Source organism: Kribbella steppae, assembly GCF_004342025.1.
Taxonomy (GTDB): Bacteria; Actinomycetota; Actinomycetes; order Propionibacteriales; family Kribbellaceae; genus Kribbella; species Kribbella steppae.
Window position 1 is genome coordinate 55,756 of sequence record NZ_SLWN01000009.1, and the last position, 12,472, is coordinate 68,227.

General features: G+C 69.3%; 8 protein-coding genes, 1 tRNA gene and 1 riboswitch. Of the genes, 1 reads left to right on the forward strand and 8 read right to left on the reverse strand.

All coding sequences use genetic code 11. The features are described from left to right. Nucleotides 1–112: 112 nt before the first annotated feature. The 3 genes from EV652_RS25930 to EV652_RS25940 form a co-directional block, all read right to left on the reverse strand. Nucleotides 113–1,603 carry a pyridoxal phosphate-dependent decarboxylase family protein gene (locus EV652_RS25930; protein WP_132211846.1) on the reverse strand — a complete coding sequence of 497 codons (1,491 nt, stop codon included), beginning with the start codon at nucleotides 1,601–1,603 and terminating at the stop codon, nucleotides 113–115. 266 nt (nucleotides 1,604–1,869) lie between these two features. Further along, nucleotides 1,870–4,182 carry a hypothetical protein gene (locus tag EV652_RS25935; RefSeq protein WP_132211847.1) on the reverse strand — a complete coding sequence of 771 codons (2,313 nt, stop codon included), beginning with the start codon at nucleotides 4,180–4,182 and terminating at the stop codon, nucleotides 1,870–1,872. 27 nt (nucleotides 4,183–4,209) lie between these two features. After that, nucleotides 4,210–4,284 (reverse strand) — tRNA-Ser (locus EV652_RS25940). Between the two features lie 141 nt (nucleotides 4,285–4,425). Here EV652_RS25940 and EV652_RS25945 point away from each other — a divergent pair. Further along, complete coding sequence (locus EV652_RS25945; RefSeq protein ID WP_132211848.1) at nucleotides 4,426–5,928, forward strand: tetratricopeptide repeat protein; 1,503 nt, start codon at nucleotides 4,426–4,428, stop codon at nucleotides 5,926–5,928. Nucleotides 5,929–5,937: 9 nt separating this feature from the next. On the opposite strand, the gene EV652_RS25950 is transcribed toward EV652_RS25945, so the two are convergent. From EV652_RS25950 to EV652_RS25970, 5 genes are all read right to left on the reverse strand, one after another. Beyond that, on the reverse strand, nucleotides 5,938–7,239 hold the full coding sequence (locus EV652_RS25950) for a serine hydrolase domain-containing protein (RefSeq protein ID WP_132211849.1): 1,302 nt from the start codon (nucleotides 7,237–7,239) through the stop codon (nucleotides 5,938–5,940). Then, nucleotides 7,236–10,073: an aminomethyl-transferring glycine dehydrogenase gene (gene gcvP, locus EV652_RS25955; protein WP_132211850.1), complete on the reverse strand. Its 2,838-nt coding sequence runs from the start codon at nucleotides 10,071–10,073 to the stop codon at nucleotides 7,236–7,238. The genes EV652_RS25950 and gcvP overlap by 4 nt, the downstream gene beginning before the upstream one ends. 72 nt (nucleotides 10,074–10,145) lie before the next feature. Next, a riboswitch (glycine riboswitch) is annotated at nucleotides 10,146–10,234 on the reverse strand. An 18-nt stretch (nucleotides 10,235–10,252) separates the two neighbouring features. Beyond that, entirely contained in the window at nucleotides 10,253–11,143 is an 891-nt protein-coding gene (locus tag EV652_RS25960; protein WP_132211851.1) for a dihydrodipicolinate synthase family protein, read from the reverse strand. A 16-nt stretch (nucleotides 11,144–11,159) separates the two neighbouring features. Further along, nucleotides 11,160–11,774 (reverse strand): MerR family transcriptional regulator, encoded by a 615-nt coding sequence (locus tag EV652_RS25965; protein ID WP_132211852.1) that lies wholly within the window; start codon nucleotides 11,772–11,774, stop codon nucleotides 11,160–11,162. 194 nt (nucleotides 11,775–11,968) lie between these two features. Further along, nucleotides 11,969–12,463: a bifunctional nuclease family protein gene (locus EV652_RS25970; RefSeq protein ID WP_132211853.1), complete on the reverse strand. Its 495-nt coding sequence runs from the start codon at nucleotides 12,461–12,463 to the stop codon at nucleotides 11,969–11,971. Nucleotides 12,464–12,472 lie beyond the last annotated feature (9 nt).

Here is a 12,472-nt window from a genome sequence, read left to right on the forward strand (position 1 = left end):
TCCCGGCCTGGACTGAGGAGCGGAGGGAGCGAAGCGACCGGAGCGACGAGGGAAGGACGGGAGACCAAGCCCCAGGACCACGCCGGCGCCGGAGGCCCGGCCGTATGTACAGTCACGCCGCTCCTTCGCCACTCTCTGCCCGGACGTCGAGGCCGGTGGCCACGACCTGATCGAGCAGGTCCTCGATGTCCGAAGCGGTGGCGTTCGGGTTCAGCAGCGTCAGCTTCAACGCGACCGCCGCCGGGCGACCGCCGCGGGCCGGGAGCTTGGTCCGGCCGATCAGCACCCGCCCGGACGTCAGCAACCGGCGCCGGACCTCACCCTGGACGGCATCGACGTCGGCCGGCTCCAGGCCCTGCCCGGCGACCCGGAACAACACCGTGGTCAGGGTCACCGGCGCCAGCAACTCAAGGTTGCTGTCGGCAACGACTCTGGCCGCGGCGGCGTGCGCGAGCTCGTGGCAGGTGTCGAGCATCTTGCCCAGTCCGGCCCGCCCGTATGCCGTCAAAGTGGTCGCGACTTTCACCGCGTCCGGGCGGCGCGTGGTCTGCAGGCTCCGGCCGAGCAGTCCGTCCAGACCGGAGTCGATGTCGTCGGCCGGGTTGAGGTAGTCGACCGAGCGGCCGAAGGAGGCGAACCGGCGCTTGTCCGCCACCAGCAGCACGCTGGTCGCGGCCGGCTGCCAGCCGATCTTGTGCAGGTCGAGCGTGACCGAGTCCGCATGCGACAGGTCGGCCAGCAGCGGCGCGAGCTGCTCGGAGAACAGCGCACCGAATCCGTACGCCGCGTCCACGTGCACCCAGGCGCCGTGCTGCCGGGCCAGTGCCGCGATCGGCGCGATCGGGTCGACCGATCCGTAGTCCGTCGTACCGGCCGTCGCGACCACCGCGACCGGGGTCCGGCCCGGCTTGGCGAGCTCGTCGGCCAGGACGTCGGTGCGCATCCGGAAGTTCTCGTCGGAGGCGATGGTGACCGCGGCCTCCTCCCCGAGCCCGAGGGCGGCACAGGCTCGCTGAACCGAGAAGTGGGCCAGCTCGGAGCAGAACACGACCGGGTGGTCGAGTCCCTGCAGGCCGTTGCGCCGTACGTCGACACCGAGGGCGGCGGCCGCACTGTCACGGGCGATCAGTACGGCGAGCAAGTTCGAGATCGACCCGCCTGGCGTGAGTACGCCGTCCGCCTCGGGACCGAATCCGGCCAGCCCGGCCAGGGACTTCACCACCCACTGCTCGATCGCCAGCGTCGCCGGACCCGAGTCGTAGGTGTCCATCGACGCGTTGCTCGCGGACGCCAGCGCATCCGCATCCACCGCCACCTGAAGAACCGGCGGTTGCAGATGAGCCGCCGCGTGCGGGTGGCTCAGATCGATCCCGTGCTCCTCGAGCAGCCCGGCGATCAGGTCCAACGCGGCCGATTCGCCGACGCCCGTCGAGGGGATCCGAGGTTCCCCCAGTACGTCAGAGGTCCGCCGCAGCACGTCGGCGGGCGTCCCGGCCGGCAGCGGCCCACGGCCGGGATCAGAAACGGTCGAGGCCATCGGCCACGAGGTGAACGGGCTGCGTGCCGGGGCGGGCAGCGCAGTCAGACGCGCGGGTTGCGGCATCCAGATCTCCCGAAGAAGTTGTTAGGTAAGCCTTAGTAAGGCACGCCTAACTTAGTCTGGGAGCGCAGTACCGTGTCAACTCCGGTGCGTGGCGGTCCAACCACTGGAAAGCCCAACCCCTGCAAGCGAATCAACGATCGACGCCGTCAAGGCCGGTGCAAATGTGGCGAGCTTCACGTACCCAGCACCCGCGCCACTCCCGACCGCGGTATCTTCCCACCCCGATCCCGGCCGAACCCCGGGTCGCAGAGCCGGGGTGGACGAGGTCAGTCGCGCTGGGCCCAGTGCGGGCCGACGGACCAGCCGAGCAGCCGTCGTCCGCCGCCAGACATCCGCCCGGATCCGTCGAAGCGCCCGCCCTCGATGACCGCCTCCAAACCGTCGACGGCCGGCGCGAACCGCGGCCCGAGCACGGCCGCCCGATCGCGAAGCCGCGCCAGCGACTCCCGCTGCACCGCCGGCTCGCAGAAGCTCAGGAAGAAGATCGCCTGCCGCCACGCGTAAGCCGCGTTCTTGATCGTCTGCAAGCCGCTCACCCAGTTGAGCGCAGGCTGCGACATCCGACGTACCAGCCAGACGAACGAACGGTCCGCGAGCTCGCCCCCGGCATCGCGCGCCCAGCCGATCAGCTCCAGCGCATCGACCAGCACCGCAAGGTTCTGGGTGGTGAGGATCTGGCTCTGTTCCAGTACGACGCCATTGCTCGCGACGTAGCCCTTGCCATCCCCGGTCCGCGCCTCCTGGGATCGCCGGACGCACAACTGGGCGAAGTCCTCGGCGGTGGACTTGCGCCAGCGCTTCCGGGTCACACCGGCAGCCGGCCAGTCCTCGGGGAGGTCGTAGTACCCGCCGTACAGCGTGCCGCTCAACACACGGCTGGCGATCGTCGCGGCGTCTCGCCACTTGGTCGTGAATGTCCCCATGAAGATGTCCGCCGCGACCTCCTCGACCAGCGGCAGCCGGAGACCTGCCTGGTTCGTGAGCGCACTCAGCTCCCGCAGCAGCGGATTCGGCAGGATCGCTTGTGGGAACGCCCCGAGTGCGAGGACGGTCGTCTCCCGCAGCGACTGGTCGGCGGCCCGAGCCGCCTGCCCACGTCGTGCGCGGAACGGCGCGACCGCGGCGATCCACGGCAGCTCGTCGAACCGGACCTGGTGCTCGAGGTTGAGCAGCAGGAGGCTCCGGCGTCGCCGGAACGCGGCGTATGCCCGCGCGTACGCCGAGGCCAGTGCGCTGTCGTCGATGTTCGCGGCGATCAACTGGGACGTGATCTGTGGCAGCACCCGCGCGAGCACCTCGCCGGACGGGATCACCCCGCGATCCACCAGCTCACCAACCGGCGCCTCCAAAGCGCGCGCGGCCTTGGCCACCAGGTGGGGCGGAATCGGATACCCCGGCGATGCCACCGACGCTTCGTCCTCGCTGACGTCCGCCGCTATCGGGTCGAGCGACGGAAGCCCGCCGTCATCGGGATAGCTGTCCATCCGAGCGCTCAGCACCCGGGACAGGGCGGCGTACGTCGGCCGAGCGGCCACGGCAGCCTGAGTCGCCCGCAACGCGGCGCGGGTTTGGGATCGCGGTGCACCGTGGGCGGTGATCGTGTTGGCCAGCGCCCGACGGATCCAGCCGACTTCGCGACCGGTCAGCGCCGCACTGTCGTCCGGGCAGCGCTCGAGGGCGGACCGAAGCCGCGTGAAGTTGCTCCTCGCGTGCCGATGCGCGTCCGAGCTGTGATGGCTCTCGGCTGCCGCCCGGTAGTCGTCGAGCCACTGCCGGCGTCGCTCCGACCAGTCTGCCGGCCACACTGTGCACGGCCATCCACCTACGACGGTGGAGCCGGCTACCTCGGGCAGCTCGTCCTCGACCGTCTCGCACCACAGCTCCACAAGCCTGTCGTACAACGGGTTCCAGACTCGCAATGTCTCCAGCATCGCGGCGATCGGAGGCCGCACGGTTGCCTGCCGCAACGAGTCTCTGACCTCGCCGACCGGCTGGAGCCGGACCACCGCACCGGACGGCACCGGCGTCACCTCGAACCGTGGCGTGAACCGCAGCCGATGCATCAGCGGCCGCAGCTCGGCAACCAGGTCGAGAGCTGCCGCGTCACGGCCGTGCTCGAGCAGCCACGCGACCACCAGCAACGCTGCTTCCTCGGGTACGTCGACCCGGTACCGGCCGGTGCGCAACGCGTCGAGAAGCTCGGCCAGTCCGTCATCGCCGAGGTACCAGAGGTTCAGGCGCTCACGATCCGAGTCACCCGGTGCATCGACAGGAACCGACCGAAGCCGCTCGAGCTCGTCGTCCCGCAGCGCCGTCTCGGCGAGGTACCGTCCGGTCGCGAATCCGCCGTGCGCGACCTCCAGAGTCACCCATGCCGGGGTGTCCGCCACCGGCGTACGCGAACCGATCGTGAGGCGTCCGGTCGCGATCCCGTCGAGCACAGCACGCCACATCTCCGCGCGGCCGGCCGCCCGTCGACGTACGCCGGCATCGTCAGCGGCGAGCGCCCGCTGGAATGCACGCTGCAGCTGGCCCACCGCGTAGGCGGGCGACGCCGTTACCTCTGCCTCGTCCGGCACAAGACACCCCGTTCCCTCGACCAGACTTGGACATGGAGGCAGGACTCGAACCTGCGCCCTCCCGGTAAGCAGCCGGGTGATCTACCCCTGATCTACTCCATGCAATGCGCCACAGCGTAACCACGCACCAGCGCACCACGCGACCCTATTCCAGCTCCCTGTGGACAACATTCACGGCGATCCGATGCAACCGGCCGGGCTCGGCGTGCATCTATACGGAAGACGTCGAAGGGGGGACGCAGCATGACGAGTCGGGCGGCGAACCTGCGTGGGATGTACCTCCGCGGAACCGTGCAGATCGGCTTCACCGCTGTCGTCACGGGTGCGATCGGCTGGATCGCGGGGTGGCGGCACGGCCACAGCCTGGTCACCATCGGGCTGGCCGTGTACCTGGCCAGTCTCTTCACCCGCGGCGTCAGCCTGCAGCGTACGTTGGGGACCTTCGAGGCGGTGCGCAGTCGACGGAGCAGCGGCGAGGAAGCCCTGACCCACGCGGCCGGCGCCGTGCACCACTACCGCAAACTCGCGGCCAAACGCCCTGACGAGCGCGAGCGTCTGGCCCAGATGCTCGAGGCCCAGTGGCACCTGCTCAACGAGCTCGGGAAGCACGAGGACGCGTTGCCCGTGGCACGCGAGGCCGTGGAGACGTGCCGTCTGGTCGCGGCGACGGATCCGGGCTACGACGAGCGACTGTCCACGACGCTCCACAATCTCGCCGTCACGTTGGAGAGACTGGAACACACCGACGAGGTGCCTGCTGTCCTGGAGGAAGCGATCGCCGCGAGGCGCCGGGTCATCGCGCGGCACGATCGACTGCTGGCGACGAGTCTCTTCAACCTGGCGCTCATCCACCGTCGGCGCCGTGAATGGCAGTCGGCGCTGCCGCCGGTGGAGGAGGCTGCGGCCATTGGCCGACGGCTGGCTGTGGAGGATCCTGACCAGCACGAGGCGGCCGCGGACAGCGCCCGCAGCCTGACCGGTGTCCTGGATCGCCTGGACCGGCCTGAGGACGCACTCGAGGCGGCTCGGGAATGGGCCGGCCACGAACGCGCGCTGACCAGCGTCCGGGCCGACCGGGCACCCGAGCTCGCCACGGCACTCTTCGCCCTCGGCAGCCTGCTCGTCGACGCGAACCGTCCGGACGAGGCGAGGACCCTGTTGCTGGAGTCGCTCGAGATCCGCCGGCGATTGGCGGCGGAGGACGCGGCGCACCGAGTCACGCTCGCCGAGGAGTGCAGCACGATCGGGCAGCGCCTCGGGGCCATCGCGGACTACGAGGAGGCACTGGCCGTCCTGCGCGAAGGCCTGGACATCCGCCGCGCGCTGGCGGACGCGGATACCGCTCACACCGACGACCTGGCGCGCGAGCTCACGCACTCGGCCCGGTGCGCCAGGTCGTACCACGAACCGGAACTGGCCCGTCAACTCGCCGCCGAGGCTCTGGCTGTCTGCCGCGAACACCCCGACTCGACGACCAGCCACGCCCTCCTCCTAGCTCTGCAGGAGTTGTCGGCCGCACACCAGCACCTCGGCGAGTTCGAACCTGCTGTGGCACTCGGCGAGGAGGTCCTGACGTTGCTGGATGAGCTGATCGCCGACAACCCCAGTTATCTCGCCACCATGCTCACCGAACTGGAGCAGCACGCGGTCCTGCGGCATCGGGTGGGGCGGCCCCAGGACGCACGCCGTACCGAACTGCGCGGCGTCGGGATCTGGGAGCAGCACAACAGTGACGCCGATCGGTGAACCGGCTGATCAGAGGGCGTAGGGAGTCCGGGTCAGGACGAAGGTGGCGATGTTCAGGTGGGTGATCTGGTCGCCGTCGCGGACCACGCGGAGCTTTTCGCCGGCCAGGTAGCCGTCTCGGCCCTGGTAGAGGTCGGGTCCCAGGGGTGAGAGACGGGTGGTGAGGCCGCCGGTGAGGTGGAGGATGCCGCCGGAGACAGTCATGGTGAGCGGCGTGTTGCCCCAGAACCAGTGGCCCAGCAACTCGGTGCCCTGGGCAAGGGTCGGTTCCGGGACCCATTCCTGCGGCAGTACCGGCTCGTGGTCAACCAGGACACGAAGGAGGTCTGGGGGCAGGGAGGCGACGCGGCCGTAGGTGGCGTTGCCCAACGTTACGGCGCCGATCCGCCGGAGTCGGTCAATGAAGAGTCCGGCGAGGAAGCCGGGCATCGATCCGGTGTGACCGATCAGGAGGTAGGGGTCGTCGGCGATCAGGCGGAGGCCGAGACCGTACGACGCGGTCAGCCCTTCCCGTGGATCGGCGGCCGACGGGGCCGCCATCTCCTCGACCGTGTCCCGGCTGAGCACCTCGTAGACCGGGTCGATCCAGAACATCGCGTACTTCGCCAGGTCCTCGATCGTGCTCCACAGCTGGCCGGCCGGCGCCATCGCACCCGCGTCGTACGCCGGCTCCGGGACGAGCTGACCGCTGAACGGATGCACCGAGAACCCCTGCGCTGTCACACCCGACGGGAAGTACGACGTACGCCGCATCTCCAACGGGTCGAGAATGCGCTCCCGCACCAGGTCGAGCCAGGACGCACCGCGCAGCCGGGCGACGAGCTCACCGAGCAACGCGTAGCCGAGGTTCGAGTAGTGGTGCCGGCGATCGGCCGGACCGGCGGCCTGCGACTCGTCCATCGCCGCGGTCAGCTGGTCGAAGGAGACCCCCGGATTGCGTTCCCACCACGGGCCTTCCGGCTCGGCGTTCATCCCGCCGGAGTGCGCGAGCAAGTGCCGGATCGTCCTGTCCCCGAACGCGATCCCGGGCAGATGCTTGCCCACGGCATCGTTCAGCCCGAGCAACCCGTCGTCGCGGCACTGCAGGACCAGGATCGCGGTCAGCGTCTTGGTGATCGACCCGATCCGGTACTGCACGTCCGGACCGGGTGCACTGCCGTCCGCCGTGGCGAACTGCCCGCGCGACCCGGTCCACACCAGCGAACCGTCCCGGACCAGCCCGGCGTTGACCGACGGCAACTTCCATTCGCTCTGCGCCGCCGCGATCTCGGCGTACAGAGCGTCGGCGGTTTCAGGTCGAACTGAAGTCACTCAAAAGCCTCCGGGGACGGGCAGGAGCAGATCAGGTTGCGGTCGCCGTACGCACCGTCGATCCGGCGGACCGGCGGCCAGTACTTCGTCGCGCGGTCGACCGAGCGCGGGAACGCGGCCTCCTCGCGAGTGTAGGCGTGCTCCCACTTGTCGTTGATCACCGACTCGGCAGTGTGCGGCGCGTTCACCAGCGGGTTGTCGGCGGCCGGCCACTCCCCCGCCGCGACCCGGTCGATCTCGTGCCGGATCGCGATCATCGCGTCGCAGAACCGGTCGAGCTCACCGAGATCCTCGGACTCGGTCGGCTCGACCATCAGCGTGCCGGCCACCGGGAACGACATCGTCGGCGCGTGGAAGCCGTAGTCGATCAGCCGCTTCGCGACGTCGTCGACGCTGATCCCGGTCTCCTTCGTCATCGGCCGCAGGTCGAGGATGCACTCGTGCGCGACCAGGCCGTTCTCGCCCGTGTACAGCACCGGGAAGACGTCCTCGAGCCGCTTCGCCACGTAGTTGGCCGTGAGTACGGCGGCCTTGGTGGCGGCCGTCAGACCCTCGGCACCCATCATCCGGATGTACGCCCACGAGATCGCCAGGACACCGGCGGACCCGAACGGCGCCGCGCTGATCGGGCCGACACCGGACTCCGGTCCGGCCTGGTCAAGCAGCGGGTGGTTCGGCAGGTACGGCGCCAGATGCGCGGCCACCGCCACCGGCCCGACGCCCGGACCGCCACCACCGTGCGGGATGCAGAAGGTCTTGTGCAGGTTCAAGTGGCTGACGTCGCCGCCGAACTCACCGGGCTTGGCCAGCCCGAGCAGGGCGTTCAGGTTCGCGCCGTCGACGTACACCTGGCCGCCGTGGTCGTGGACGATCCGGCAGACCTCGGTGACGCTCTCCTCGTACACACCGTGCGTGGACGGGTAGGTGATCATGATCGCGGCCAGCTTCGCCGCGTGCTCGGATGCCTTCGCCCGCAGGTCGTCCAGGTCGATCGTGCCGTCGTCGTTGCCCTTGACAACGACCACCTTCATCCCGGCCATGACCGCGGAGGCGGCGTTGGTGCCGTGCGCGCTGGCCGGGATCAGGCAGACCGTGCGGTCCTCGTCACCCCGGGCCAGGTGGTACCCGCGGATCGCGAGCAGACCGGCCAGCTCACCCTGCGAGCCGGCGTTCGGCTGGATCGACACCTTCGCGTACCCGGTCACCTCGGCCAGCCAGCGCTCCAGCTGACCGATCAGCTTCACATAGCCGGCCGCGTCCTCGATCGGCGCGAACGGGTGCAGGTCCGCGAACTCCGGCCAGGTGACCGGCTCCATCTCGGTGGTCGCGTTCAGCTTCATCGTGCAGGAACCGAGCGGGATCATGCCGCGATCCAGCGCGTAGTCCTTGTCGGACAGCTTGCGCAGGTACCGCAGCATCGCCGTCTCCGACCGGTGCGTGTTGAACACCGGGTGGGACAGGTAGTCCGTCGTACGGCGTACTGCCTCGGGCAGCGCGGTCGTGCTGAGCGAACCGTCGTACCGGACATCGAAGGCGTCGCAGACCGAGCGCAGGGCGTGCGCGTCGGTCTTCTCGTCGCAGGAGATGCCGACGTGGTCCGCGTCGACGAGCCGGAGCCAGACGCCGTTCTGCCGGGCGGCGTCGACCACATCCGCGGCACGGCCCGGCACACGCGCGAGCACGGTGTCGAAGAAGCTGTCGTGGACGACCTCGACACCGCCTTCACGCAGTGACGCGGCCAGCTTGCCGGCGGAGTCGTGGACGCGTTCGGCGATCGCCTTCAGGCCGTCCGGGCCGTGGTAGACGGCGTACATCGACGCGACCACGGCCAGCAGGACCTGCGCCGTACAGATGTTGGACGTCGCCTTCTCACGCCGGATGTGCTGCTCGCGGGTCTGCAGCGCGAGCCGGTACGCCGGCGAGCCGTCGGAGTCCACCGAGACACCGACCAGGCGACCCGGCAACGACCGCTCGAGGCCGGTGCGGACCGACATGAAGCCCGCGTGCGGACCGCCGTAGAACAGGGGTACGCCGAAGCGCTGCGACGACCCGATCACGATGTCGGCGCCGGCCTCAGCCGGTGCCTCGAGCAACGTCAGGGCGAGCAGGTCCGACGCGACCGCGACCAGGGTGTCGCGCTCGTGCGCGGCAGCGATCAGCGGCTTGAGGTCGCGGACCACGCCACCGGAGCCCGGGTACTGCACCAGGAAGCCGAAGAAGTCGCCCTCGGGCAGACCGTCGGTGGTGTCGGCGACCACGACCTCGATGCCGAGCGCCTCGGCCCTGGTCTGGACCACCGCGATGGTCTGGGCGAAGCAGTCCGCGTCGACCAGGAACCGGTCCGACTTGCTCTTCTTGTTCGACCGGTGCGCCAGCGTCATCGCCTCGGCGGCCGCGGTGCCCTCGTCGAGCAGTGACGCGTTGGCGGTCGGCAGGCCGGTGAGGTCGGAGACCACGGTCTGGAAGTTCAGCAGCGCCTCGAGCCGGCCTTGGGAGATCTCCGGCTGGTACGGCGTGTAGGCCGTGTACCAGGCCGGGTTCTCGACCAGGCGGCGGACGATGACGGACGGGGTGAAGGTGCCGTAGTAGCCCTGGCCGATCATCGAGGTGGCGACGTCGTTCCGGGCGGCGAGCTGTCGGAGCTCGTGCAGCGCGTCCACCTCGGAGGCCGGTTCGGGCAGCCGGAGGGCCTCGGCGGACCGGATCGACGCGGGGACGGCGGCATCCACCAGCGCGTCGACGTCGTCGTACCCGAGCAGCTGGACCATCCGCGCGACCTCGTCCGGGCGCGGCCCGATGTGTCGGTCGGCAAAAATTGCTGAGAATTCGGTCATCGAGAGGCTCCGTTGCTGACAGTGCTACCGGTCGCCTCCCCCTCTGTCACGCGGTGCACGCTCCAGAGTCGCCTGTGGCACTCGGTCCATGGGCCTGAGAGGTTCCGGGGAGGAATTGCCCCTTCGGCGCCCGGCGAACGGGTCTCTCCCGAATGCTGTGTACGGCGCTTCCGAGGCTATCAGGAATCCTCGAACAGTTCGGGCAGCAGGCCCCGCGCGACCGGTCGGGCGGCCTCGACCTGCCCCTGGGTGGCCGACGCCATCGGCCAGCGGACCCGGGTACCGACGTCGGCCCAGTCACCGACCGCGGCCAGGAACTTGTCCAGCGCCGGATTGGACAGGCCGGCCTTCTGCAGCGGAGCGACGTGCTGCTCGAAGAACTCCCCGATCCGCCGCTCGACGTCGAGCGACCCCGACGATCTGACCGCGCCGTTCGGCGAGAGTGCCGCGACATTGGAGTAGCTGCCGTGTGCACCGAGTAGCGACATACTCGCCAGAAAGTGACCCGGCACGAAGATCGACAACCCGGACTTGGTTGCCTGCTCGAACCATTGCTTGTCCCCACCGGCCGTCTTCAGTCCGATCAGACTCGGTACGGCGGCCGCCAGCCTGCTCAGCAGCTCAGGGCCGACCCGGGTCTTGGCGTGCGGCGGGTTGTAGAGAACGAGCGGTACGTCGCCGGCCGTGTCCGCCACGCGACGCAGGAAGTCCAGCACCTCCTGATCGTTCAGCGGTAACCAGTCGGGCAGGATCACCTGGATCGCACCTGGGTCGAGCGCGGCTGCCCGTCGTACCCGCTCCAACTGAAGCTGCGCCGACGGGTGGCTCGCACCGATCTGGAACGGCTTGCCAGTGGCCGCGAGTACGTCGTTGATCCGGTCGAACTCGGGCTCGGTCAGGGTCTGGAACTCCCCCGCTGTGCCATGGGCGTAGAGACCATCGAGCTCGGTGCCGGCCAGGGTGGCCGCCTGGGCCTCCAGCCGGTGGAAGTCGATCGAGTCGTCGGCGTTCAGCGGCAACAACAAAGTCGCCCACACACCGCGCAGCGATTCGGCGGTGAGTGGGCGCACAGTGTGGACAGTGAGATCAGCCGGTCATCCGCGCGCGGCGGCGGGCGGCGAGCTCGTCGTTGGCGTGGCTGTCGCCGTCGTCGTGACCGTCGGCGCGCTCGGTGGGGAGCTCGGACAGCGAGCCCTCGACCTCACGCCAGACGCCGCCGAGGGCGATACCGAACACGCCCTGGCCGCCGGCCAGCAGGTCGATCACCTCGTCCGGCGAGGTGCACATGTAGACCGAGGCACCGTCGCTCATCAGGGTGATCTGGGTCAGGTCGTCGATCCCGCGCTTGCTCAGGTGCGCGATCGCGGTCCGGATCTGCTGCAGCGAGATCCCGGCGTCGAGCAGCCGCTTGATCACTTTCAGCAACAGAACGTCACGGAAACCGTACAAGCGTTGCGTCCCCGAGCCGGTGGCCGGGCGGACGGACGGGGAGACCAGGCCGGTCCGGGCCCAGTAGTCGAGCTGACGGTAGGTGATCCCGGCCGCGGCACATGCCGTCGGACCGCGGAACCCGACATCCTCCGGCATCGGCCGCAGGTCGTCGTCGAAGAGCAGACCCTGCACGCCGGCAGTAGCGACCGCCTCGGCGTGTGCGTCGGACGTCGACTGCGCCGTCAGATCCGTGTCGCCGGTGCGTGTCACGCCTGAGCCTCCCTGGGTACCGACTGGAACGGGTCACATCCGTGGAGTGACAACACCCCACAACTCCTTCAAGGTAAGCCGCCGATCAGGGAGGGTCAACGATCACAGCCCTCCCCCGAGAGCGTGTCGCAATCCCGACCTCAATCGTTACCTGCCGTGCCTTGTACCAGACCGTTCAAATCTGCCGATGTGTTTCAGGTCTTGTCGAAGTCCTCAGGAGTCACCTGGTCGAGGAACTCGCGGAACCGCTCGACCTCTTCTTCCTCCTCCACCTCGTCGGTGCCGGTCGACTCACTGTCCGGGACCGGGATGCCGGCCTCGGCCAGGATCTCCTCGGTGCAGAACACCGGTGTCCCGGTGCGCAGCGCCAGCGCGATCGAGTCCGACGGCCGCGCGGAGATCTCGGTCTTGTCGTCGAACACCAGGATCGCCTCGAACACGCCGTCGGTCAGGTTCACGATCCGGACCTGACTGAGCGTGTGCCCGAGCACCCGGATGGTCTCGGCGAACAGGTCGTGGGTCAGCGGCCGGGGCGGCTCCATGCCCTGTTGGGCGAAAGCGATCGCACTCGCCTCGGCCGCACCGATCCAGATCGGCAGATACCGCTCTCCGCCGACCTCCCGGAGCAGCACGATCGGCTGACTCGAGGGCATCTCAACCCGGACTCCGACCACGTCGACTTCGCGCACGTCTTCAGC

Excerpts from the sequence above, each read along its gene's own strand:
- gcvP (WP_132211850.1), bottom strand. The coding sequence starts at position 10,073 with ATGACCGAATTCTCAGCAATTTTTGCCGACCGACACATCGGGCCGCGC.
- EV652_RS25930 (WP_132211846.1), bottom strand. The coding sequence starts at position 1,603 with ATGCCGCAACCCGCGCGTCTGACTGCGCTGCCCGCCCCGGCACGCAGC.
- EV652_RS25945 (WP_132211848.1), top strand. The coding sequence starts at position 4,426 with ATGACGAGTCGGGCGGCGAACCTGCGTGGGATGTACCTCCGCGGAACC.